Source organism: Candidatus Pelagibacter sp. HIMB1611 (assembly GCF_052047715.1).
GTDB lineage: Bacteria > Pseudomonadota > Alphaproteobacteria > Pelagibacterales > Pelagibacteraceae > Pelagibacter.
The window spans coordinates 1178515-1200620 of sequence record NZ_JBNAJM010000001.1; the positions used below are offsets into that span (position 1 = coordinate 1178515).

Genomic DNA, 22106 nt, shown 5'->3' on the forward strand with positions numbered 1-22106 from the left:
AATTTAATTAACTTTATTGACGCAATTACCAGTTCTAAAAAATTCTTCTATATTGTCTATCGCTAAGTTACCCATTGCAATTCTAGTATCTTTTGTAGCGCTTCCTAAATGAGGCAAAACAAAAACACTCGGGATTTTTAAATAACCAGGATTTAAATTTGGTTCATTTTTATAAACATCTAATCCTGCAGCATAAATTTTTCTTCTATTCAATGCATCAATCAAAGCTTCGTCATCAACTATATCACCTCGAGCAACATTTGTTATAACAGCACCTTTAGGGAAATACTCTACTGTCTCTTTATTTATTAAGTTTTCAGTTTCCTTTGTAGCTGGGCAACAGATAGATAAAACATCTGAAACTGAAAAAAGACTCTTTATACTGTCATGATAAATTGCTCCCTGCTCTTTATCTTCACTTAATTTTGAACGATTATGATAATGGATAACCATGCCTAAAGATTTAGCAATATTTGCAATTTTTTGACCAATACGACCCATACCTAAAATTCCTAATCTTGTTCCTGTTAATTGTTTTCCAATTAAATAATCTGCAGACCATTTCCATCCACCCTCACGCGCAGACTCAATTCCCTCTGATACTCTTCGACAAGCTCCTAATATAAGCAATATTCCTATCTCAGCTGTAGCATCTGACAAAACTTCTGGGGTATTAGTTACAGCAATACCTCTTTTTTTAGCAGCATCTAAATCAATGTTTCCAAAACCAACTGCAAAATTTGAAATTATTTTAATACTATCTGGAAGTTTATTTATTGTATCAGCATCTAATTTTTCAGTTAAAGATGATAAAATTCCATCACATCCTTCACTCATTTCAATAATTTTTGATTGTGAATAAAGTTCATCATTTGAATTAAATTTAGCTTCAAATAATTTTGACGCTTTATCTTCACTCTCTCGGATCAGTCTTCTAGTAATTAAAATTTTTTTCATAAAACCCCTATTTTAAAATTTCAGGTTTGGGACCGCCTGTGTACCAATCTAAAACTTCAATTGTATGTAAAATTGGGACTTTAGTACCATGAGAAATTTGGGTAATACAACCAATATTTCCTGTTGAAATAAAATCAGGATTTAAACTTTCTATATTATTTACCTTATTTTTTAATAGTTGTTTTGCAATTTTTGATTGTAAAATATTATAAGTTCCAGCTGATCCACAACAAATATGCCCTTGTGGAATTTCCATTATTTCATTATCAGTTTTCTCAAGTAATGAAATTGGTTGTGAATGAACCTTTTGACCATGCTGCATTGAACATGCAGAGTGATAAGCAACTTTATATTTCTTTCCTTTAGATTTTATATTTAACTTTAAACTTTCGAAAATGTATTCAGAAATATCTCTTGTAAGATCTGATATGACTTTAGCTTTTTTGCTTAACTCTTTGTCATCTCTAAAAATAAAACCGTAATCCTTCATGGTAGTACCACAACCTGATGTATTAGATAAAATTGCATCTAAATTTCCCTTTTGATACTCTTCGTACCAAGTATTTATATTATTTTTAAAATCTTGGTGAGCATCCTCTTCTTTTCCTAGATGATGATTTAAAGATCCGCAGCAACGAATTTTTTTTGGAACTACAACTTCAACCCCATGTCTATTTAACAATCTGATTGTTGCTTCATTTATTTGGGGTGAAATTTCTTTTTGTACACATCCAGTTAATAAAGCAACTCTTGCTATTTTTTTTTTGTCTGAAACTTTATAAATCTCTTTGATAGGTAAAGTTTTTTTTGGAAAAGTTGTTGGCATTAATTCAATCATGTCTCTAATTTTTGTAGGCATTAAGAATTTCAAGGGCATTGCCAATTTAACAAAAAAACTTGAAAGTCTAAATACTTTAACATTTGGTAAAGTGATTGATAAAAAATATCTAATTAGTTTATCAAAAAAAGATCTTTCATAATTTTTTTCAATATATTTTTTTCCATGATCTATAATGTGCATGTAATTTACACCAGCAGGACAAGTGGTCATACAGCTATAGCATGAAAGACAACGATCAATGTGCTTAACAACTTTTTCGGTTGGTTTTCTATTATTTTCCAACATATCTTTAATAAGATAAATTCTACCTCTTGGTCCATCCAATTCATCACCTAACAGCTGATGTGTGGGACAAGTAGCATTACACATTCCACAGTGAACACACTTTTTAAATACTTTTTCTGTAGCAAAATTATCAGAATCTTTAAGTTGCTGTTCAGTAAATTTTGTCTGCATTAAATTCCTCTATACATTTTTCCAGGGTTTAAAATTCTTTTTGGATCAAAACTTTTCTTAATTTTTTCTGAAATCATCAAACGTATATCATCGACTGTAAAAATAGATTCTCCATAATCATAATCTGCAGAAGTTTTTATTACAGTTAAATAACCGCCAGACTCCAAGGCTATTTTTTTTAGCTCTTTTATTTTTTCTTCTTTTTGTTCATCAACTTCTATCCAAAATAATGATCCACACCAATCCACAAAATATTTATATTTATTATCTAAAAATTTTAATAAATTTGATCCTTTTGCTGGAGGAATAACCATTCTGATTAAATTATTTTTTGTATTCTCAAAAATTTCCAAATTATTAATTTTTTGCCAGAATGGTTCTGACTGATAAACATCTAAAGTTGATGTTTCAAATTTATCAAGTTCAAGTTCTTTGCTTAAATTTTTAATTTTTTCCTTTATTGAAATTTTATCTCCCTCTACTCTAAAAGCTAGAAAAGAAGTATTAGATTTTAAATCGTTAAATTTTAGTACAGAATTTTTTTTCTTTAAGAAATCATCATCCTTTGATTTATTAGGAACATACACTGCTCCTGATATTTCGCTGCTGGAACTTGATAATTTAATAAATAAATCAAAAATTTCCTCAGATTTATCAATATAAATTGCAATTGTATTGGATGAATCTTTTTTTGGTAGAACCTTTAAAGTGATTTCTGTTAAAGCCACTAAGGTGCCAAAGGATCCAGCTATAAGTTTTGACAAATCATAACCGGTAACATTTTTAACTACTGTGCCACCTGATTTTATAATATCCCCTTTGCCATTTACTCCTTTAAAACCCAACACATGATCTCTAACACTTCCAACTTTAAACCTTCTTGAGCCTGCATAATTACAGGATAAATACCCTGCTATAGTTCCTTTGTTAGATGCACCATTTTTTATATAACCAAAATCAATAGGCTCAAAAGCTAATTCCTGATTATTTTCATCAAGTACTTTTTCAACTTCTTCTATTGGCGTACAAGCCTTTACTTTGATATACAATTCTTCAGGTCTGTAATCTATTATGCCTGTTAATTTCGAAAGCGACATTGTGTTTGCTGATTGAGCTTTATTTCCTATAAAGCTTTTAGAATTATGTCCTATTATTTCTGTGGGAGAGTCGTTTTTATAAAGTTCTCTAATTAATTCTGAAACTTCACTCTCATTTTTTGGATAATAGATATTATTAGAATCTTGGAAGATCTGGGAATTTATCTTTGCTTTTATGGACATGAACCCTTCCTTCCTCCGCGCATTTTCTAAGAATAGGATATACTTTTCCAGGATTTAATAAGTTTTTCTTGTCTAATGATTTTTTAATATCTAACTGTTGTTGAATATCATTATCATTGAACATCTCACACATAAGTTCTCTTTTTTCGATACCAACTCCATGCTCTCCTGTGATTACTCCTCCAAGTCTTACGCAAGTTTTTAATATTTCTGATCCAAACTCTTCTGTTTTTCTTAACTGCTCTTTATCATTTCCATCAAACATAATTAGTGGATGTAAATTTCCATCACCCGCATGAAAACAATTAGCCACTGGTAAATTATATTTCTCTGAAAGTTTTTTTATTTCAAGTAAAGCTTCTGCAAGTTTACCTCTAGGTATTGAGCCATCCATACAGTAATAATCTGGAGCCATCGCTCCACATGCTGGAAAAGCAGCTTTTCTCCCAGCCCAGAAAGATAATCTTTCCTTTTCATTTTTGCTTAGTTTTAAACTTGAACAATTATTTTTTTTACAAATTATCTCAACTTTTTTGATCAACTCATTTACTTCTGACTCTGTTCCATCAAGTTCAACAATTAGTAATAATTCAGCATCTCTTGGGTAACCAGCTTTGCTAAAATTATCTGTTGCTTCAATAAGAGCTTTGTCCATAATTTCCATTCCAGCTGGAACTATTCCGCTTGAAATTATTTCAGACGCTGCATCTCCCCCTTCTTTAATAGATGGAAAACCAATTAAAGCTGCCTTAACAACTTCTGGTTTTTTAAGAATCTTCACTGTTACTTCAGTAACAACACCTAATAATCCTTCTGAACCACAAATTAATCCCATTAGGTCATAGCCTTCTTGATCAAAAGATTTTCCTCCAATTTTACAAATGGTTCCATCCATCATTACCATCTCCACGCCTAAAATATTATTTGTAGTGGTTCCATATTTTAAAGAATGAACACCTCCTGAATTTTCAGCCACATTACCACCTATAGAGCATGCTAATTGACTAGATGGATCTGGAGCATAATAAAAACCCTTGTGTTCTACAGCATGAGTAATTCCTAAATTAGTAACACCAGGTTGAGTGATCACACATTTATTCTCATAATCAATTTCTAAAATTTTATTAAATTTTCCTAAACCCAAAAGAATGGCATCTTGTAAAGGTAATGCCCCTCCGGACAAACCTGTTCCAGCTCCTCTTGGAACTACTTTGATATTTTCTTCATTACAATATTTAAGAATTTCGCTAACCTCTTTAGTGTTTTCAGGCAAGACCACAGCTAAAGGAGTTTGGGTATAAACTGAAAGAGCATCAGTTTCATAAGGTCTTAATTCATCAGCTTCGCTTAAAACATTTTCTGAGTTAGTTAGACTTGATAGTTTTTTTACTATTTGAGATTTATTAGATACAATAGACCTATCAATTTTTGGTAAAGCTATTTCAGACATAGCTTAACCTAGCATTTTTTTGATATTTTCCAATGCGTTAGAAATGTTATCCTGTGATGCAGCAAAGCTAAATCTTACGTAATCTTTGCATGTTTTTCCAAATGCTGTACCTGGGACAATAGCAACACCCGCTTCATGCATAGCTCTTTTACAAAACTCTGAACCATCCATTCCAGTACCTATTACTTTTGGAAATGCGTAAAATGCTCCTCCTGGCAAACTGCACTCTACTCCAGGTAAACTATTTAATCCTTCATGAATTAATTTTCTTCTTTGTGTAAATTTTTCCATCATCAAATCAATTGAATCGTCTGGTCCGTCAAGTGCTGCTATTCCTGCAAATTGAGCTGCAGCATTAACACAAGAAACACTATTGATTAGTAGTTTATTGATATGTTCAATTAAATTTTCAGGCCAAAAACTCCAACCTAATCTCCAACCTGTCATTGAGTAAGCCTTACTCCAACCTTCTAAAACAATTAGTCTGTCTCTTAACTCTGGATAATTAAAGAATGTTGGCATTTCTTTATTGTCAAATATTTGTCGACTATAAATTTCATCACTTAAGATAGTCACATGAGGATGTTTTTTTAAACCCTCTGCTAATTTATCAATTTCAGACTTCTCAACAAAACTTCCAGTTGGGTTATTAGGGTTAATTAAAATTAACAATCTAGTCTTTTCAGTGATTAAAGATAAAATTTTATCTGCACTAAATTTTAAATCTTTATCTTCTGTTAAATCATAAGGTACAGCAGTAGAGCCTGTATAATTAATCATAGACTCATAAATAGGAAAAGCTGGTGTAGGATGAATAATTTCTGCTCCTGGCTCACCAAAACACTGTATCGCATAATGCATTGTAGGTTTACCACCTGGCATTATGGTAATTCTTTCTGGATCTACTTCAGTGTTATATCTCTTCTTGATCCATCTAGTAACCGCTTGTCTGCACTCTAAAATTCCGTTCGAAAGAACATAGCCATGGTGACCATCGTCTAAAGCTTTCTTTGCAGCTTCAACTACATGTTTGGGTGTTTTAAAATCTGGCTGACCCAACCCAAGATGGATCATTGGATTTCCTTGTGCCTCTAGTTTTTTAGCTTCTGCTAAAACTGAAAAAGCACTCTCTGTTCCAAGTCTATTAAGTGATGCTGCTAGTTTCATAATAAAGTTGGAAAATATACATAAATTAAGTTGATTGTCTATTAAGATAAAATTTGAATTTCCTTAATTTATCTTAATTTCTGTAGATTATTTTTGATTCATCAAGATCTTTTACAGATTTACAGCCCATCAAAATCATATTTCTTCTAATTTCTTTTTGCATGTTCTCTAGTAATCTTTCAACGCCTTTTTGTCCTCCAGCGCCTAAACTAAAAAGAAAAGCCTTTCCAAAACTACAAGCAGTTGCACCGGCTGCAAGAGCTTTTAGAACATGCGTTCCTCTTCTTACTCCACCATCAAGAATAATTTCTAACTTGTCACCTACTGCATCTGAAATAGCTTTTACTTGATCGAAAGGTGATCTCGATCCATCCAATTGTCTTCCACCATGATTAGATATCATTATCGCAGTACAACCTATATCAATTGCTCTCTTTGCATCTTCAACAGACATCACACCTTTTAGTGCCATTGGTTTATTCCATTTTTTAATACAGTATTCTGCATCCTTCCAATTCATTGCTGGATCGTATTGTTCATTAATATAGTCCATTACTGATTTAGCTATATTTGTTCCTTTATCAGTTTTATTTTTTATATTTGCTAATTCAAATTTTTTATTAGTAAAATATTTAAAAACCCAACCAGGTCTCATAGCAAAACTTAATAAACTATCTAATGTGAATTTAGGTGGAGTAGTAAAACCAGTTCTATGATCTCTTTCTCTGTTACCTGCAACCAATGTATCAACAGTAATACACATGCCATCAAAATTGGCTCTGCTACATCTTTCAATTAGATCATCAGTAATTGATTTATCCTTATGGATATAAAGCTGAAAAAGTTTTGGACCACTAGAAATATTTGCAACTTCTTCTATAGAAAATGATGCCATTGTTGACATGCTATAAATAGTATTAAATTTTTCTGCTGCTCTCGCAGAAGCCTTATCACCTTCTGGGTCATACAAACTTTGCATCGCTGTAGGAGACAAAAATAGTGGCATATCAATTTTTCTACCAAATACTGTTGTTGACAAATCAGGTTCACCAACACTATTCAAAATATTTGGAACTAAATCACAATCATTAAAAGAATTTGTATTTCTATTTAAAGTTATTTCATCATCAGCACCTCCATCAATGTAATGAAATATTGGCGCTGGTAATTTTTTCTTAGCTAATTTTCTAAAGTCATCAAAATTATAGCAATCATTTAAATTCATAAATGTGTATTAGAAGCTTTTAAAGAAATTAAACATATAACTATTTGCCCCAGGATTTTTACTTCCTAGACTAGCATTAGATAAGTGGTTATATGAAAATCCAAATTGACTACTCTCAGACATATCTAAAGAAATTTGTAACTCAGATTTAAATTCTAAAACGTGACCTAAATCTTTTCCATCACCTTCGTGATATAATCCTGGAGTGAAACTTGGATTAAAATTTAAAGAACCTATTTTATATTGTGCTTCTACTCCTGTATAAACATAAGCCGCACTATCTGCAGTTATAAGAGCGCCAGTAATAGGTGATAAATTTCCAAGAAAAGTATCTCTATTTAAGTTTTCATTTTGATGCTGAAAACCTAGTAATTCTGATTTTTTTCCATCATCACTAAAATCAAACATTCCTGTGTAAACATTAAACTCAGTATTTAAATCTCTCTGTTTAATTTCCTCTGCATTAGTAGAAATCGTAAAAAATAGAAATGAGAATAAAATTAGAATTTTTTTTAAATACATTATGGATTAATTTTAAATTTTAGTTTTCTAATGATTATTGCACCTCCAAGTAAAAATATCAATATTGGCAATAACCAAAGAATATAAGTATTTTTATTTAAAGTAGGGTCATACAAAATCCATTCTCCGTATTTTTCTTTAAAAAAATCATAAATTTGGTTTTCAGACAATCCTTCCTCAAGTTTTTTATCAACTAAAATTTTCATACTATTAGCAAAATCAGAATCTGAATCATACACAGATTGGCCCTGACAAATTAAACATCTTAAATTTTTGGTAATCTTATTTCTTTCAAGTTGATAATCAGCAAATGATATTTTTGGAATTAATAATAAAATAATTATAATTATTTTTAAAAATCTCATTTTATAATCGAGTTGATTTCATTAATTAATTGTTCATTTAATGGTCCAATATATTTTGTAACTATTTTATTTTTATGGATCAAAAAAGTTTCTGGCACACCATATGCCCCCCACTCTATTGAAATTGTACCATCTTCATCTAATAATATCGTTTCGTATGGATTTCCCAGTTTTGTTAGAAAATTTTGGGCATTGTTAAAGTTATCTTTATAATTTAATCCAACTAAAGTTACCTTATTGTTTACACTTAATCTCATTAAATAAGAATGTTCTTGTCTACAGGGCACACACCATGAGGCCCATATATTTAATAAATAAAATTTATTTGAATTAAATATTTCTGATGAATTAACATTTTCTTTAGTGTTAAACTTAATACTAGAAAAAATTGGAATATCTTTTTTTATTTCTGACTTAGGAGTATAGATATTTGATTCCTGTAAACCTTTATAAAATATAAAAAAAATAATTATAAAACTTATTATTATTATTGAAGGTATTAATTTATCTTTCATATTCTCTTTCTAAACAAACTTAATATTCCACCCATGCTTAATAATAACACTGACACCCATATCCAAAGCATAAAAGGTTTGTCTTGATATCTAACATTAAAATATTCCTGATTTTGCACCAAGTTTATGACAATAAATTTATCTTTCATTAAAGAAGTTTTAATATCAGCTTCACTAGTTACTATATTTGGCTGATTATAAATTCTTAACTCTGGAGACATTTTATTAATTTTTCCATCTGAAGAAATTATTTTAAAATTTGCTACCACTGAGTTGTAATTTTTTTCATCTCTCTGCTTTACATCTTCAAGTAAAATTTTAAATTTTGAATTTTCATAACTTTCACCAATTTTAAGATTGGTTATTACTTCGCTAGAAAGTAAATTATTGAATAAAATACTTAAGATTAATAAGCTAAATCCAAAGTGAGCAATATTTTGAGAAATGTTTTTAAATTTTTTTATAAAAAAATCCCTCACAGTAATAAAAAACAAATAAAATGCACTTGAGATTAAAATAGTGTTTACAAGTAAATTTTTATCAAAATTTTTAACAACCAAATAAGATATTAAAATCGATACAAATAACAAAAGTATAAGAATTTTTTTACTCTCTAGGTTAGATTTAATCCATTTCAATTGAGGTCCGATTGCCATAGCAATTAAAAATGGAATTAGGAAAGGGATAATTAGTTTATGGTAAAATGGTGGGCCGACAGATATTTTTTCTGAAGAAATTACATCTAAAAAAATTGGATACACTGTGCCGATTAAAACTACAGATAAAAAATACATCATGAACCAATTATTCAATATAATTGCGCTTTCTTTACTTAACCAAAAAAGATTTATTGATTTTTTTTGATCCTCTTTATGAAAAAAGAAAAAAATAAATAAAGAAATAAAAATTAGAACAAACAAAAATATTAATATGAATAGACCTCTTTCAGGATCATTAGCAAAAGTATGAACTGAATTAAGGATACCCGATCTAACTAAGAAAGTTCCACACATACTAAGTGTGAATGTAGCTATAGATAAAATTATAACCCAAGAAGTTAAAATCGATTTTTTCTCCAAAACTAATATACAATGTAATAATGTGGTTAGTGCTAACCAAGGCATAAGAGATACATTTTCCACTGGATCCCAAAACCAAAATCCTCCCCATCCAAGTTCATAATAAGCCCAAATAGAACCTAGTAAAATTCCTAAGGTCAAAAATATCCAAGAAACTAAAGTCCATTTTTTTATATGAGTTGCCCAGCTTCCTGAAACGATTTTTAAAGTTGTGGCTGCTAGTGCGGAGGAAAATATTATTGATGAACCAACATAGCCTAAATATAAAATAGGTGGATGAATTGCTAATGCTGGATCTTGCAATATTGGATTTAAACCTAAACCTTCCTCAGGAATTGGAAACAAATAATTAAATGGATTAGAAGTTTTTAGTAAAAATATAAAAAAACCGATAATTATTATCTGCTGAAATATTGTTGTTAGAGTTTTGTATTTTATTAATTGATTATTTGTTCTTAATAAAAAAATGAAAATGAATAATGTCAAAACCAACAACCACAGCAACAAACTTCCCTCATGATTTCCCCATGTTCCTGTGATTTTATAAAACAAAGGTTTAGTAGTATGAGAATTATTAAATACAGTTTCATTACTAAAATCTGAAACTACAAAAGATAAAACTAAACCAAAAAAACTGATAACAACAAAAAATAATTGTAAAAATGATAATGATAATATTTTAGTATCTAAAATTTGTGAATTTCTAAAATTTTGAACTGAAAAATAGACCAAAATTAAACCACTAATTAATCCTAAAATCAGTGCATAGTATCCAACAACGCTATAAATCAATTAATTTTCCTCCAATGCAGCTTTAACCTCTGGTGGCATATAATTTTCATCATGCTTCGCTAAAATCTTTGTTGCTGAAAAGAAATTTCTGTCTTTCAAAACACCTTCGGCTACAACTCCCTTTCCTTCTTCAAATAAATTTGGGACAGCACCTGAATAAGTAACATTAATCTCATTTTTAAAATCTGTAATAATAAAATTCACTTCATTAGAATTCATACTAATAGAATTTTTTTTAACCATTCCACCTACTCTGATTTTATTATTTGTCAGCTCAGTTAATGACTTAATCTCTGAAGGAGATTGAAAATAAACTACGTTTTCTTCTAAAGATTTTAGAACTAAAAAAACAGTTAATATTAAAATTAATAAAATAGTCGAAACAAATAGAAATCTTAACTTAACTTTTCGACCATACATCGATCAAAAATTAGTTGTTTGTTGCGTCAGCTAAAATTTCTTTATTTATTCTTTGTGATTTTGCAGAATTAGCTTGTTCAGTGTTAAGTGATCCAAATTTAGCAACAAATTTATTTTGTTCTTTAATAAATTGAACTTTTGTTACTAAATATAAACTTAGGAAACTTAATAAAGTAAAACCAAATGCAGATAACACGTATACTGCATATCCATTCATAAATAATAATTCGTTAATCATAATCTATCTAAACCTTTATTTTTAATTTTTATCAGTTCTGTATTATATTTCATTAAGAAAATTAACAACGAAAATAGAGCAAATGCCGCAGTCATTATCAATAAAGGATAAAGCATTGATGAATGAATTGAGCTTTTAGACAAGATATTTATTGAGGCAGGTTGATGAAGTGTATTCCACCAATCAACAGAGTACTTAATTATTGGCACATTAATAATTCCAAGAATAGTGATAAAAGTTGAAATTTTAAAAACTTTTTCTTCATTTTCATAAATTCTCCACGAGATTAAGTATAGAGCATAAAATAGAGCTAAAATTAACATCGAAGTAATCCTAGCATCCCAGGCCCACCATGTACCCCAAGTAGGCTTCCCCCAAATAGAACCTGTTACCAAAGCAATTATGTTAAAAACAAAACCTGAAGGTGCTAAACTTTTGGATATTAAAAAAAAATTTTTGTTTTTAAAAATAAATCCTGAAATTGATAAAACAGTTATCGAAGAAAAAATTCCAAGAGAAATCCATGCAGCAGGAACATGAACATACATAATTCTAACAGCATCACTCTGCTTGTAATCTTCTGGAGACAATATGAGTGCTTCAACTAATCCAACAGATAGAACAACAACAAATAAAAATAAAACATATTTTGGCGCCTTCGAAGTAATTTGAAAAATTTTATTTGGCTCTAAAAGTTTAAACATAGCTCTAATTTAGGGATTTATTTTGAAAATACTATTGTGAAAAATTATCTGATCAAGAATGAAGAGGGGGAGATAATAAAGAAAGATTAACTTTACACTCTTGATCAGAATATAACTATTTTATAAAAAATTAGTGTGGCCTAGATTGGAAATAAATGTGTTTGAATAATGATAGCTAATTAGAAAGCTTGAAATAACTTGAGCCTTTTTTACCTGAAAAAATTTCTTCAATTAACGGATGTTTTATAGGCTCGTCTGAGTCGTCCATCAAAAGATTTTGCTCTGAAACATAAGCTTCGTAAGTGATTTCATCATTTTCAGCAAGTAGATGATAAAAAGGCTGATCTTTTCTTGGTCTAACGTTTTTTGGAATAGACTGATACCATTCTTCTGAATTGTTAAACTCGAAATCTACATCATAAATAACACCCCTAAATTCGAAGTGCTTATGTTTAACAATATCTCCAATTGAAAATTTAGCTTTTTGGATTGCCATGATAGTTAGTATGGGTATTTAAAAATAAAAATCAATGTAAAAAATATTAATGTTTTGTGATGTGGCAAATATGTTAATATCCTTTAAGTGAATAAATCTTTTTTAAAATTTGTTACTGATTTTGGACCACTAGCAATATTTTTTTTCTATTATTACAACAGTGGAAAAAATTTATCAGTAGCAATTCCTCCCTTGATAGTTGCAACTATCATTGCATTAGCTGTTGTTTGGTTTTTTGAAAAAAAAATACCACCGATGCCTTTGTTAAGTGGAATTTTAATAACTTTTTTTGGAGGTCTCACTATCTACTTTAATGATCCAATATTTATTTATGTAAAACCAACAATTATAAATATTATGTTTGCTTTAGCTTTATATTTTGGAAAATACTTTACGAAAGAACCAGTGCTTAAAAAAGTTATGGGGAAATCAATACCTTTGTCAGATATCGGATGGGAAATTTTAAATCGAAGATGGATGTTTTTTTTCTTTGGTCTTGCATTATTAAATGAATTTGTATGGAGAACACAAACTGAAGAATTTTGGGTTAATTTTAAAGTATGGGGGATGCTTCCAATAACAATAGTGTTTACTGGATTTCAGGTACCTTTGATAAATAAACATAAAATAGATGCGTAATAACTTAAGATTAGTAGTAAACAATCCACATAATAAAATAGAGGAAAAACAATTTTTTGAAAAAGATGAGCTTAAAATTATTTTAGATCTTTATGCAAAGATGGTTTCCGAAGGCTCTTGGAAAGATTATGGTCTCAACATATCAAGCAAACAAGTTAGCTTTAGTGTATTTAGGAATGCAGCAGAAAATGCACTCTATAAAATTTGTAAAAATTTTAAGCCGAAAAATAAAAATTTAAAATACTTAATCACAGATACAAGCGGTAAGATTTTAAAAAATTCTTACGAACTTAAGTCTTTACTTAAAAATACTAATTGGAAGAAACTTCAAAAATAAATTATCGTCTTTGACCAAAAAGTCTTAATAACATTATAAATAGATTAATAAAGTCTAGGTATAATGTTAAAGCACCCATTACTGCTTTTTTTCCAACGATTTCACCAGAGTCACTTGCAACATACATGTTTTTAATTTTTTGAGTATCATAAGCTGTTAAACCAACAAAAATTAAAACACCTAATATTGAAATTACAAAGTACATCATTGAAGACTTTAGGAAAATATTAACGATTGATGCAATAATTATGCCGATCAATCCCATCATTAAAAATGATCCAAACTTAGTTAAATCTCTTTTAGTTGTATAACCATAAATACTCATCGCTCCAAAAGTTGCTGAAGTTATGAAGAACACTCTAGTAACACTCAAGCCAGTATAAACTAATAAGATTGAAGACAATGAAAGTCCCATTAAAGCTGCAAACACCCAGAATGTTGTTTGAGCTTTTGAGGCGCTCATTTTATTAATTCCAAAACTCATATAAAAAACGATACCTAAAGGAGCTAACATTACCAACCATTTAAGCCCTGATAAATAAATCGCGTTCCCCATTTGTGTTAATCCAACAATTGCACCTGATTGATCAGTTACGACTGACATCTTAAATGTTATTAGTGCAATGATCCCAGTTAACAACACGCCTGTTGCCATATAGTTATAAACTTTTAACATGTAGGCTCTTAAGCCTTCATCCATTACAGCTGCAGTTTGTTGCGCTGCTTTTGCTCTATTTAATATTCCGTTTTTATCAAATTCCATAATATGTTATATATAATGGTCTTTTAACAATTATTCAAGACACCTTAAAAGATTAATAAATAGTTAACATAAAACATTAATGAATTACAAAAAATTGGGAAATACCGATCTTGATGTAAGTACAATTTGTCTCGGTACAATGACTTGGGGAGAACAAAATACTCAAGATGAAGCATTTGAACAAATGGACTTTGCTTTAAGCAATGGAGTAAATTTTTGGGACACAGCTGAATTGTATGCAGTTCCTCCTCGTAAAGAAACTTATGGAGACACTGAAGAAATAATTGGTAATTGGTTTGAAAAAACAAAAAAAAGAAAAGAAGTTATTTTAGCTACAAAAGTTGCTGGTCCAGCAAGAGATTATTTAAGAAATGGAGAAAATAGTTTTACAGGTCCAAACTTAGAGTTAGCATTGAACAATAGTCTCAAAAGACTTAAAACAGATTATATTGATTTATATCAACTACATTGGCCAGAAAGAAATGTAAATAATTTTGGAAGACTTGGTTATGTTCATAAAGAAAATGATTGGAATCAATTTGAAGATGTTCTTGGGGAATTAGATAAATATATAAAAGCTGGGAAAATAAGATACGTTGGTCTTTCAAACGAAACTCCTTGGGGAACATTAAATTTCCTGCAGTTATCAAAAGATAAAAATTTACCAAGAATGATGTCTATTCAAAATCCTTACAATTTATTAAATAGAACATATGAAGTTGGATTGGCCGAGGTTTCTATTAGAGAGGAAATTGGTTGTCTTGCCTATTCACCTTTGGCAAGTGGATATTTAACTGGAAAATATAGAAATAAAAATTTTCCAAAAGGATCAAGAATGCAAAGAGATTGGGATTTTTGGACAAGATATAGAAAACCTAATACGGAGAGCGCAGTTGAAGAATATTTTAATATCAGCAAAAAATATGGTCTTGATTTCACACAAATGTCTCTAAAATTTTGCGAAATACAGGATTTTATGACAAGTGTTATTATAGGTGCAACTACAATGGAGCAGTTGAAAACCAACATAGAAAGTGTAAATGTAAATTTATCTAATGATGTCATTGAAGAAATCAATCAAGTTCAAACAATTTATCCAAATCCATGTCCTTAATTAAAAAAATAATAATTTTATCAACTCTATTTATCTTGGGTTCAAATCATTTATTTGCTCAGGAAGTAAAGAAAATTGGTAAATATAAAGATTGGGAGGCAATGATAGTATATGAACCTGGTGGCAAAATATGTTTTGCGCAATCAGTACCAGTGCTTCAAGCGCCAAAATCAAACAAAAGAGATGCTAAATTATTTGTAACTTTTAGACCAGAAGAAAGTATTTCAAATGAAGTAAGTGTTACTCCTGGATATGAATTTAATAACAAGAATTCTGTAATTGCTGCATCTGGAAAGAACAAATTTAAGTTTGATATAATGCAACAGGGATTTGCGTGGATTGCTGATAATAAAATTGAAGTAAAAATGATTAGTAGAATGAAGAAGGGATCAAGAATAATGATTACCGGTTACAATCAAAACGGATCTCAAACAATTGACCATTATTCCTTGCTAGGGTTTACCAAAGCTTACAACGCATCAAAAAAAGCTTGTACATAATTAAATGAAATCAAAAAATAAAATTGTACTTGCCTACTCAGGCGGTTTAGATACATCTATAATTTTAAAATGGCTTCAAGAAAATTATAACGCCGAAGTAATTTGTTACACCGCTGATGTTGGTCAAGAAATTGATAGAAAAAAAATTTTTAAGAATGCGAAAAAATTTGGTGTCAAAAATATTATTATCCAAGATTTAAAAGATGTTTTTGTAAAAGATTACGTTTATCCAATGATTAGAGGACATGCAATTTATGAAGGCGTGTATCTTTTGGGGACTTCTATTGCTAGACCATTGATTGCCAAAGACCAAATAAGAGTTGCTAAAAAATTTAAAGCTAATGCAGTTTCACATGGTGCTACAGGAAAAGGAAATGACCAAGTAAGATTTGAATTAGGCTATCATTACTTTGGACCAAAAATAAAAATTATTGCTCCATGGAGAATTTGGAAATTAAAATCAAGAACTGATTTAATTAACTATGCGAAAAAACATGGGATACCAATACCAAAAGATAAAAAAGGTGCTCCACCTTTTTCAGTAGATGATAATTTATTTCATACATCAACGGAAGGGAAAGTATTAGAAAATCCAAAAAATTCTGCGCCAGAATTTATTTTCCAAAGAACAGTTTCTCCTGAGAGAGCTCCAAACAAGCCTTCATTTATTACCATCAATTTTAAAAATGGAGATCCCTTTGCAATTAATGGAAAAAAAATGTCTCCTTCTAAACTATTAGAAAAGCTGAACAATGTTGCTGGAAAAAATGGAATAGGAAGAGTTGATTTAGTTGAAAATAGATTTATTGGAATAAAATCTCGAGGGATATACGAAACACCAGGTGGAACTTTATTAATTCATGCACATAGAGCAATCGAATCCGTAACTTTAGATAAAGAAACAATGCATCAAAAAGATCAGATTATGCCAAGATATGCTGAACTTATTTATAATGGTTATTGGTATTCAAAAGAGAGATTCAAACTTCAAAAAATTGTAGACCTTAAAAGAAACAAAGTTAATGGCTCAGTAAAACTTAAACTTTATAAAGGAAATGTAATAATAGAGTCTCGAATTACAAATAGTTCAGCCTACTCTATGAAAAAAGTTTCCTTTGAAGAAAATAAAACATTTAACAAATCTAATGTTGAAAGATTTATTAATTTTCATAAAAAAAAACTTCGTTCATAAATAAATGGAAATAAATGTATTTGCGGACACTATTTGTGGATGGTGTTACATAGGTCATAAAAATTTAAATACAGCGATTAAAAAATTTCCAAACATAAAATTTGAAATTAAACATATACCTTTTCAGTTAAACCCAGATATGCCTCTTGAGGGAATAACTCGTGATAAATATCTTGAAATAAAATTTGGTGGGAAAAAATTTGCAGATCCCATGTATGAAAATATGAAATTAAAAGCAAAAGAGTCTGGAATGAATTTTAATTTAGATAAAATAAAAAAAACTCCAAATACAGTTCTATCTCATTTGCTAATAATTTTGAGTGAAAGGTTTAATATACAAAACCAGATAAAAGAAAAAATTTATCAATCATATTTTATTGATGGTCTCGACGTAGGAGATATTAATGTTTTAAATAATATTGCAAAACAACATGATATTTCTGAAGAAATCTTTAAAAACTTTATCAATGATAAAAATATTGAGGATGTAAATTCAAAAATATTAATTGCTAAGAAAAAGAATATAAGCGGTGTTCCTTTTTATGAAATAGGGAATGATTTTATTTCAGGTGCTCAAAGTGTAACACACTTGGAAAATGCAATAAATTCAAACTTAAACTAAAATTAAGTCAATTTTTCCTTTGTTATAACTTTTTAAAACTATATGTTAAATACATGGACTCATTAAAAAACTGGATGAAAGATGCTGCAAACATTTTGTTTGATGATAGTAAAAATGATCTGAGAGCACTACCCAAAACAGTTAGACTTCAAATTCTTTTAGTTCTAAGTTTTATTTGGACTACGGTTTTCAGTTTATATGTATTCTCATACACAACATTTGCATTTGGTTGGGCAGGTCTTTATGTGGCGCATGTAGGATTAATTTTTGCTGTGTATATGACTTTTAAACAATTTCATAAAGCAGAGGAAAGATCTAGCAGTGTATTTGAAACTAAAAATTTTGACCCATTTAAGATTATGGTAATTGTTTTTGTGATAGTATTTATATTTGTTTTTTCAAAAGGTATTGAAGTATTAACTAGTCCTAATCCAAGTTCTTATTCAATTCCTTATGATGGGCCGTCAAAATCAGTTTTTGAAAAATGGCTTCCATTTAGTAAAGATAAATAATGGACAAGATAGCAAAAAACTTACAACTAGCTTTGATGGTTATTATCTTAATCAGCACAGTTATTGCAGTTGGAATTGAGATGAAAAATATGTTCTTAAATCAATCTGTAACATTAGCTGATCTACTATTAATGTTTCTTTATCTAGAGGTCCTGGCGATGGTTAGAGTTTTTTGGAACCAACAATCAATTAGTATTACCCTTCCACTGCTTATTGCAATTACTGCTCTTGCACGATTTATTATTTTACAAGGAAAAGAAATGGATCCTACTGCACTTGTTTATGAAGCGGTCGCGATTTTATTAATTGCAGGAGCAATTGTTGTCTTAAGATTGAGACATAGTGATAAATTGGGTCTCAAGAAAAAAAAATCAAAATAATTTAAAATGATGTTTGAAGCTTCAAGGGCTAAGGCCTTAAATCAATTAAATAATTTTATCGATAACGGTCTTGCAGATTATTCTAAATTAAGAAATTTTGATTTTGGTCCTGAAAAAAGATCTAATATATCATGCTTATCTCCATACATAACACACGGAATTATAAACGAAAAAGAAGTCATCCAGAAAGCTCTAAGCAAATTTTCTTTTTCAAAAAATGAAAAATTTATTCAAGAAGTTTTATGGAGAACTTATTGGAAAGGTTGGCTAGAGCTAAGACCAAATGTTTGGGCAGATTATCTTATTGAATTAAATCAAATAAAAAATGAACTTCAAAATAATAAAAATTATCTCTCGGCAATTGAGGGAAAAACAGATATTGAATGCTTCAATGAGTGGGTTAACGAGCTAAAAGAAAACAATTATTTGCATAATCACACAAGAATGTGGTTTGCTAGTATTTGGATTTTTACTTTAGAATTACCTTGGCAATTAGGTGCAGAATTTTTCATGAAACATCTTTATGATGGAGACGCTGCATCAAATACTCTAGGATGGCGATGGGTTGCAGGTGTTCAAACGCAAGGCAAACACTATCTTGCTAGTGAATGGAATATTAAAAAATTCACTAACAATAGATTCCAAAACATAAAATTGAACGAAAACGCTCCTCCGAAAATTTCAGAAAAATCTTATCAAATAATAAAACAAGATTTTACTAACCCACAAAATATTGAAGAAAAAAATCTTTTAATTTTTGATAATAATCTCTCATTTGAAATCACTGACTTTAAAGAAAAAAACTTTAAGAAAATTTACTTAGTTTCTAACAAAAACGAAAATAGATCTATTAAACTCAGTGAAAAATTAATGAAATTTAAATCTCAGTTAATAGAAGACCAAGGAAAAAGATTAAAAAATCAATCTATTGATTTTCAGTTAATTGATATAAGTGAAGTGACAGACATTGAAAATTGTTATGGTTTGTATCCAACAATTGGTGAAAACTTAGACTACTTAAATTCAAATAATATATATTTAAATTTTTTATATAGAAATCTTGATCAATTTGCTTGGCAATACTGCAATAAAGGATTTTTTAATTTTAAAAATTATATTCCTCTGATAATTAGCAAGATTAAATTTTAATTTTTATAATAATCAATTTATTTTAATTTAGTATTAATAAAAAATATGAACAAAAACCCCAATAGATTTTTTAAAATTTCTTATTGGCTGAGAAAGTTTTATGTTTCAAATTTTTCTAAATTTTTTTTTTCAAGAGAAAAAATAAGAAAAAATACTTTCAAACATATTTATTTATCTAATCATTGGCAAAATTATTCGAAATCAGATTTGCAAAATTCAAGAAGTGGTCCTGGATCTAATTTAAGCTACACATCAAATATGTCCAAAGAACTTGGGGCATTTTTTAAAGAAAAAAATATAAAAAATATTTTAGATATTGGGTGTGGAGATTTTATGTGGATGAATTTGTTGCTTAATGAATATAATGCTTATGATAAATACTTGGGTTTAGACATTGTCGATGAAATAATTCAAAATAATAATAAAAAATATTCAAATGATAAAATTTCTTTTAAAACTTTTGATTTAGTTAAAGACAAAATTCCAGAGGGATTTGACATAATTTTAATCAGAGATGTTTTTATACATCTAAAAAATCAGCAAGTAATAAGTTTTTTAAATATTGTTAGAAATTTAGACATAAATTTTTTTGGCGTTACTTCAACCCCAACTTTAGAAAAAAATAAAGAGTTAAAATCAGAAGGAAGATTTAGAGATATAAATATTGAAATAGAACCCTTTAACTTTAAAAACTTTGAATGCAAAATTAAAGAAAAAAATAATAATGATACTTTAAACATCTATAAAATAAAAAGGGATTAATCTAAAACTTTATTAATCAATATTATGAAACTATTATTTATTAAAACCATCGAACCATACCTATAATTCCAGCAGTAGCATAAAAAAATTGCAGTAAGAGAATTCCTTTGTGTCCACCTCTGTAAGCCCAAATTCCAATTAGAATAGCTGACAAAAATAATAAGCAAAAACCAAAAAATTCTATACCTATGTTTAAAGCCACAAATAAAGAATATAATATTGCTGTAGCAACCCCTGCCCATTCAAAAATTTTATTATTCATAATTTTTATATATCTCTTCACGTTCACTTTTATTCATACCCTTTGTTTTTTCTAAAAATTCATTTCTTAACTCTCTTGTTTTAAAAACGTAAAAACAAACTGTATCTTTACTGTGATAGATTGCTTTAAGTTCATCATCTATATTGTTTAGCTCATTAGGTATTTCGGTCTTTATGCAAATCATAGGAGTCTTTTAAAATTATTATAAAGAATTGTAGAATAATTGTTCATGTCTTTCATGTTATCTTTTGCTGATTGATCAAACTTTTCTAAAGCACCACCGCCAAGCTGATACTCTAAAGCTTTCTTGTATTCAGGAACACATCCCCATTCATTGACTGTTGTATCTTTTATTTCTATATGAAATTGAATTCCGTAAGCGTGGTTTTGATATTTAAATATTTGATATTTAGTAATTGGTGAGGAAGCCAATAAAGTTATATCATTATTGTTTTCAATTCCTTGAACCTCATAAGAATGCCATTGTAAACTTTTTATCTTATCAGGAAATTGTGAAAACAAATTATCGTTTTCTTTTTCTTTAGAAAAATCAATATCCATAATACCAATTTCTGCAGGATTTGATTTAAGAACTTTACCACCCACTACCTCTCCTAATAATTGGCAACCCAAGCAAAAACCTAAAAATGGTTTTTTCAAATCTACAACAAATTCTTTGATTTTTTTCTTTTCTTCAATTAACCATGGGTAATCTTTTTCCATATAGGTATCCATTGGTCCTCCCATACAAAACATTCCATCAAATTTAGTAAGATCCTCTGGTATTTTTTCTCCTTCGTCTAACTCTATTGTGGTTAAATTAAATCCATCAGATAGCATTAAATCTTTAATGTAGCCTGGATCTTCTATTTTAATATGTTGTAGTACAATTATATTCACTATGATTAACTTAGCTTAGAACACTTCTTGGAACAATATTTTACTCTATCCCAATTAAGTTTCCATTTTTTTCGCCACGTAAATGGTCTTTTACATACAGGACATATTTTTGAGGGTAAGTTTTGTTTTTTCAATTTAATATTCTTTAAAATTTTTATTCCAAAGATCTAAAGCTTCATCCCAATTTGGAATATGATCGCTTTCATAACCATATGTAGAACCTGTTGCAATTGCTCTAAAATTTCTCATTGCTTTTGAGTGCTCAGTTCCATTTAAATATTTAACCATCAGCTTTCTATCTTTCCAAGCTGTTAAAGTATGCTGGTATCCGTTAAATGGCTTCGTTTCACAAAATATGTTTCCTTCAGCTTTTTGCGCTGCCCTAAAAGATGGGATTGCTAACAACCAAAATCTTAATTTTGAAAAAAAATTTTTTGGCTTTAAACCAGTAATGGCAATATACATAA

At 29.1% G+C, this 22106-nt stretch carries 30 protein-coding genes; 10 read left to right on the plus strand and 20 right to left on the minus strand.

Translation table 11 applies throughout. The annotated features are described in order from the left end of the window. Nucleotides 1-3 precede the first annotated feature (3 nt). From ACTTAS_RS06325 to hspQ, 14 genes are all read right to left on the minus strand, one after another. Nucleotides 4-957: a 2-hydroxyacid dehydrogenase gene (locus ACTTAS_RS06325; protein WP_440678752.1), complete on the minus strand. Its 954-nt coding sequence runs from the start codon at nt 955-957 to the stop codon at nt 4-6. Between the two features lie 7 nt (nt 958-964). Next, entirely contained in the window at nt 965-2254 is a 1290-nt protein-coding gene (gene glcF / locus ACTTAS_RS06330; protein WP_440678754.1) for a glycolate oxidase subunit GlcF, read from the minus strand. After that, a complete protein-coding gene (locus ACTTAS_RS06335) occupies nt 2254-3534 on the minus strand; it encodes an FAD-binding protein (protein ID WP_440678756.1) in 1281 nt (426 codons plus the stop codon). The genes glcF and ACTTAS_RS06335 overlap by 1 nt, the downstream gene beginning before the upstream one ends. Then, complete coding sequence (locus tag ACTTAS_RS06340; protein WP_440678757.1) at nt 3488-4984, minus strand: FAD-linked oxidase C-terminal domain-containing protein; 1497 nt, start codon at nt 4982-4984, stop codon at nt 3488-3490. Before ACTTAS_RS06340 ends, ACTTAS_RS06335 begins: the two co-directional genes overlap by 47 nt. Before the next feature lie 3 nt (nt 4985-4987). Then, nucleotides 4988-6151, minus strand: coding sequence for a pyridoxal phosphate-dependent aminotransferase (locus ACTTAS_RS06345; protein ID WP_440678758.1), 1164 nt, complete (start codon nt 6149-6151; stop codon nt 4988-4990). Between the two features lie 73 nt (nt 6152-6224). After that, complete coding sequence (locus ACTTAS_RS06350; protein WP_440678760.1) at nt 6225-7376, minus strand: alpha-hydroxy acid oxidase; 1152 nt, start codon at nt 7374-7376, stop codon at nt 6225-6227. Between the two features lie 9 nt (nt 7377-7385). Then, nucleotides 7386-7898 carry an acyloxyacyl hydrolase gene (locus ACTTAS_RS06355; RefSeq protein ID WP_440678762.1) on the minus strand — a complete coding sequence of 171 codons (513 nt, stop codon included), beginning with the start codon at nt 7896-7898 and terminating at the stop codon, nt 7386-7388. Continuing rightward, nucleotides 7898-8263, minus strand: a complete 366-nt coding sequence (locus tag ACTTAS_RS06360; protein ID WP_440678763.1) for a cytochrome c-type biogenesis protein — start codon at nt 8261-8263, stop codon at nt 7898-7900. The genes ACTTAS_RS06355 and ACTTAS_RS06360 overlap by 1 nt, the downstream gene beginning before the upstream one ends. Further along, complete coding sequence (locus tag ACTTAS_RS06365) at nt 8260-8778, minus strand: DsbE family thiol:disulfide interchange protein (protein ID WP_440678765.1); 519 nt, start codon at nt 8776-8778, stop codon at nt 8260-8262. Before ACTTAS_RS06365 ends, ACTTAS_RS06360 begins: the two co-directional genes overlap by 4 nt. Further along, entirely contained in the window at nt 8775-10649 is a 1875-nt protein-coding gene (locus ACTTAS_RS06370) for a heme lyase CcmF/NrfE family subunit (protein ID WP_440678766.1), read from the minus strand. Before ACTTAS_RS06370 ends, ACTTAS_RS06365 begins: the two co-directional genes overlap by 4 nt. Further along, the gene (ccmE, locus tag ACTTAS_RS06375) at nt 10650-11069 is read right to left on the minus strand and encodes a cytochrome c maturation protein CcmE (protein ID WP_262589939.1); all 420 of its coding nucleotides are present in this window, start codon (nt 11067-11069) and stop codon (nt 10650-10652) included. Between the two features lie 10 nt (nt 11070-11079). Next, the gene (locus ACTTAS_RS06380) at nt 11080-11307 is read right to left on the minus strand and encodes a heme exporter protein CcmD (protein WP_440633121.1); all 228 of its coding nucleotides are present in this window, start codon (nt 11305-11307) and stop codon (nt 11080-11082) included. After that, nucleotides 11304-12011 (minus strand): heme ABC transporter permease CcmC, encoded by a 708-nt coding sequence (ccmC, locus tag ACTTAS_RS06385; protein ID WP_428078967.1) that lies wholly within the window; start codon nt 12009-12011, stop codon nt 11304-11306. The genes ACTTAS_RS06380 and ccmC overlap by 4 nt, the downstream gene beginning before the upstream one ends. Nucleotides 12012-12186: 175 nt before the next feature. After that, complete coding sequence (gene hspQ / locus ACTTAS_RS06390; RefSeq protein WP_262589942.1) at nt 12187-12507, minus strand: heat shock protein HspQ; 321 nt, start codon at nt 12505-12507, stop codon at nt 12187-12189. Nucleotides 12508-12594: 87 nt separating this feature from the next. Here hspQ and ACTTAS_RS06395 point away from each other — a divergent pair, with 87 nt between their 5' ends. Further along, nucleotides 12595-13146 (plus strand): septation protein A, encoded by a 552-nt coding sequence (locus tag ACTTAS_RS06395; protein WP_440619109.1) that lies wholly within the window; start codon nt 12595-12597, stop codon nt 13144-13146. Further along, nucleotides 13139-13483, plus strand: coding sequence for a DUF2794 domain-containing protein (locus ACTTAS_RS06400; protein WP_440613652.1), 345 nt, complete (start codon nt 13139-13141; stop codon nt 13481-13483). The genes ACTTAS_RS06395 and ACTTAS_RS06400 overlap by 8 nt, the downstream gene beginning before the upstream one ends. 1 nt (nt 13484) lies before the next feature. Here the strand turns inward: ACTTAS_RS06400 and ACTTAS_RS06405 are convergent, their stop codons facing one another. Continuing rightward, entirely contained in the window at nt 13485-14246 is a 762-nt protein-coding gene (locus tag ACTTAS_RS06405) for a Bax inhibitor-1/YccA family protein (RefSeq protein WP_262589945.1), read from the minus strand. A 79-nt stretch (nt 14247-14325) separates the two neighbouring features. Here ACTTAS_RS06405 and ACTTAS_RS06410 point away from each other — a divergent pair, with 79 nt between their 5' ends. Genes ACTTAS_RS06410 through ACTTAS_RS06445 form a run of 8 tightly spaced genes read left to right on the plus strand, consistent with a single transcriptional unit; the run spans nt 14326 to nt 20477 of the window. Then, a complete protein-coding gene (locus tag ACTTAS_RS06410; RefSeq protein WP_440678767.1) occupies nt 14326-15360 on the plus strand; it encodes an aldo/keto reductase in 1035 nt (344 codons plus the stop codon). Further along, nucleotides 15351-15860 (plus strand): invasion associated locus B family protein, encoded by a 510-nt coding sequence (locus tag ACTTAS_RS06415; protein WP_440678769.1) that lies wholly within the window; start codon nt 15351-15353, stop codon nt 15858-15860. The genes ACTTAS_RS06410 and ACTTAS_RS06415 overlap by 10 nt, the downstream gene beginning before the upstream one ends. Nucleotides 15861-15864: 4 nt before the next feature. Further along, nucleotides 15865-17052: an argininosuccinate synthase gene (locus tag ACTTAS_RS06420; RefSeq protein ID WP_440678770.1), complete on the plus strand. Its 1188-nt coding sequence runs from the start codon at nt 15865-15867 to the stop codon at nt 17050-17052. Nucleotides 17053-17056: 4 nt separating this feature from the next. Then, nucleotides 17057-17674 (plus strand): DsbA family oxidoreductase, encoded by a 618-nt coding sequence (locus tag ACTTAS_RS06425; RefSeq protein ID WP_440678772.1) that lies wholly within the window; start codon nt 17057-17059, stop codon nt 17672-17674. 53 nt (nt 17675-17727) lie between these two features. After that, complete coding sequence (locus ACTTAS_RS06430) at nt 17728-18186, plus strand: hypothetical protein (protein WP_262589950.1); 459 nt, start codon at nt 17728-17730, stop codon at nt 18184-18186. After that, nucleotides 18186-18566: a phosphate-starvation-inducible PsiE family protein gene (locus ACTTAS_RS06435; RefSeq protein ID WP_075504930.1), complete on the plus strand. Its 381-nt coding sequence runs from the start codon at nt 18186-18188 to the stop codon at nt 18564-18566. The genes ACTTAS_RS06430 and ACTTAS_RS06435 overlap by 1 nt, the downstream gene beginning before the upstream one ends. Before the next feature lie 6 nt (nt 18567-18572). Further along, complete coding sequence (locus tag ACTTAS_RS06440) at nt 18573-19715, plus strand: FAD-binding domain-containing protein (RefSeq protein ID WP_440678774.1); 1143 nt, start codon at nt 18573-18575, stop codon at nt 19713-19715. Between the two features lie 45 nt (nt 19716-19760). Beyond that, nucleotides 19761-20477: a methyltransferase domain-containing protein gene (locus ACTTAS_RS06445; protein WP_440678775.1), complete on the plus strand. Its 717-nt coding sequence runs from the start codon at nt 19761-19763 to the stop codon at nt 20475-20477. 40 nt (nt 20478-20517) lie between these two features. Here the strand turns inward: ACTTAS_RS06445 and ACTTAS_RS06450 are convergent, their stop codons facing one another. Genes ACTTAS_RS06450 through ACTTAS_RS06470 form a run of 5 tightly spaced genes read right to left on the minus strand, consistent with a single transcriptional unit; the run spans nt 20518 to nt 22104 of the window. Further along, on the minus strand, nt 20518-20739 hold the full coding sequence (locus ACTTAS_RS06450; protein ID WP_440678776.1) for a hypothetical protein: 222 nt from the start codon (nt 20737-20739) through the stop codon (nt 20518-20520). After that, nucleotides 20732-20923: a hypothetical protein gene (locus ACTTAS_RS06455; RefSeq protein ID WP_440678777.1), complete on the minus strand. Its 192-nt coding sequence runs from the start codon at nt 20921-20923 to the stop codon at nt 20732-20734. The genes ACTTAS_RS06450 and ACTTAS_RS06455 overlap by 8 nt, the downstream gene beginning before the upstream one ends. After that, on the minus strand, nt 20920-21639 hold the full coding sequence (locus ACTTAS_RS06460; RefSeq protein WP_440678779.1) for a type 1 glutamine amidotransferase: 720 nt from the start codon (nt 21637-21639) through the stop codon (nt 20920-20922). Before ACTTAS_RS06460 ends, ACTTAS_RS06455 begins: the two co-directional genes overlap by 4 nt. Before the next feature lie 5 nt (nt 21640-21644). Further along, a complete protein-coding gene (locus ACTTAS_RS06465; protein ID WP_262589955.1) occupies nt 21645-21773 on the minus strand; it encodes a DUF2256 domain-containing protein in 129 nt (42 codons plus the stop codon). Between the two features lies 1 nt (nt 21774). Beyond that, on the minus strand, nt 21775-22104 hold the full coding sequence (locus tag ACTTAS_RS06470) for a hypothetical protein (protein WP_262589956.1): 330 nt from the start codon (nt 22102-22104) through the stop codon (nt 21775-21777). Between the last annotated feature and the right edge of the window lie 2 nt (nt 22105-22106).

What these genes read in the sequence shown, in the direction of transcription:
- ACTTAS_RS06325 (WP_440678752.1), bottom strand. Translation starts at nt 957, where the DNA reads ATGAAAAAAATTTTAATTACTAGAAGACTGATCCGAGAGAGTGAAGAT.
- glcF (WP_440678754.1), bottom strand. Translation starts at nt 2,254, where the DNA reads ATGCAGACAAAATTTACTGAACAGCAACTTAAAGATTCTGATAATTTT.
- ACTTAS_RS06335 (WP_440678756.1), bottom strand. Translation starts at nt 3,534, where the DNA reads ATGTCCATAAAAGCAAAGATAAATTCCCAGATCTTCCAAGATTCTAAT.
- ACTTAS_RS06340 (WP_440678757.1), bottom strand. Translation starts at nt 4,984, where the DNA reads ATGTCTGAAATAGCTTTACCAAAAATTGATAGGTCTATTGTATCTAAT.
- ACTTAS_RS06345 (WP_440678758.1), bottom strand. Translation starts at nt 6,151, where the DNA reads ATGAAACTAGCAGCATCACTTAATAGACTTGGAACAGAGAGTGCTTTT.
- ACTTAS_RS06350 (WP_440678760.1), bottom strand. Translation starts at nt 7,376, where the DNA reads ATGAATTTAAATGATTGCTATAATTTTGATGACTTTAGAAAATTAGCT.
- ACTTAS_RS06355 (WP_440678762.1), bottom strand. Translation starts at nt 7,898, where the DNA reads ATGTATTTAAAAAAAATTCTAATTTTATTCTCATTTCTATTTTTTACG.
- ACTTAS_RS06360 (WP_440678763.1), bottom strand. Translation starts at nt 8,263, where the DNA reads ATGAGATTTTTAAAAATAATTATAATTATTTTATTATTAATTCCAAAA.
- ACTTAS_RS06365 (WP_440678765.1), bottom strand. Translation starts at nt 8,778, where the DNA reads ATGAAAGATAAATTAATACCTTCAATAATAATAATAAGTTTTATAATT.
- ccmE (WP_262589939.1), bottom strand. Translation starts at nt 11,069, where the DNA reads ATGTATGGTCGAAAAGTTAAGTTAAGATTTCTATTTGTTTCGACTATT.
- ACTTAS_RS06380 (WP_440633121.1), bottom strand. Translation starts at nt 11,307, where the DNA reads ATGATTAACGAATTATTATTTATGAATGGATATGCAGTATACGTGTTA.
- ccmC (WP_428078967.1), bottom strand. Translation starts at nt 12,011, where the DNA reads ATGTTTAAACTTTTAGAGCCAAATAAAATTTTTCAAATTACTTCGAAG.
- hspQ (WP_262589942.1), bottom strand. Translation starts at nt 12,507, where the DNA reads ATGGCAATCCAAAAAGCTAAATTTTCAATTGGAGATATTGTTAAACAT.
- ACTTAS_RS06400 (WP_440613652.1), top strand. Translation starts at nt 13,139, where the DNA reads ATGCGTAATAACTTAAGATTAGTAGTAAACAATCCACATAATAAAATA.
- ACTTAS_RS06405 (WP_262589945.1), bottom strand. Translation starts at nt 14,246, where the DNA reads ATGGAATTTGATAAAAACGGAATATTAAATAGAGCAAAAGCAGCGCAA.
- ACTTAS_RS06410 (WP_440678767.1), top strand. Translation starts at nt 14,326, where the DNA reads ATGAATTACAAAAAATTGGGAAATACCGATCTTGATGTAAGTACAATT.
- ACTTAS_RS06415 (WP_440678769.1), top strand. Translation starts at nt 15,351, where the DNA reads ATGTCCTTAATTAAAAAAATAATAATTTTATCAACTCTATTTATCTTG.
- ACTTAS_RS06420 (WP_440678770.1), top strand. Translation starts at nt 15,865, where the DNA reads ATGAAATCAAAAAATAAAATTGTACTTGCCTACTCAGGCGGTTTAGAT.
- ACTTAS_RS06425 (WP_440678772.1), top strand. Translation starts at nt 17,057, where the DNA reads ATGGAAATAAATGTATTTGCGGACACTATTTGTGGATGGTGTTACATA.
- ACTTAS_RS06430 (WP_262589950.1), top strand. Translation starts at nt 17,728, where the DNA reads ATGGACTCATTAAAAAACTGGATGAAAGATGCTGCAAACATTTTGTTT.
- ACTTAS_RS06435 (WP_075504930.1), top strand. Translation starts at nt 18,186, where the DNA reads ATGGACAAGATAGCAAAAAACTTACAACTAGCTTTGATGGTTATTATC.
- ACTTAS_RS06440 (WP_440678774.1), top strand. Translation starts at nt 18,573, where the DNA reads ATGATGTTTGAAGCTTCAAGGGCTAAGGCCTTAAATCAATTAAATAAT.
- ACTTAS_RS06445 (WP_440678775.1), top strand. Translation starts at nt 19,761, where the DNA reads ATGAACAAAAACCCCAATAGATTTTTTAAAATTTCTTATTGGCTGAGA.
- ACTTAS_RS06450 (WP_440678776.1), bottom strand. Translation starts at nt 20,739, where the DNA reads ATGAATAATAAAATTTTTGAATGGGCAGGGGTTGCTACAGCAATATTA.
- ACTTAS_RS06455 (WP_440678777.1), bottom strand. Translation starts at nt 20,923, where the DNA reads ATGATTTGCATAAAGACCGAAATACCTAATGAGCTAAACAATATAGAT.
- ACTTAS_RS06470 (WP_262589956.1), bottom strand. Translation starts at nt 22,104, where the DNA reads ATGTATATTGCCATTACTGGTTTAAAGCCAAAAAATTTTTTTTCAAAA.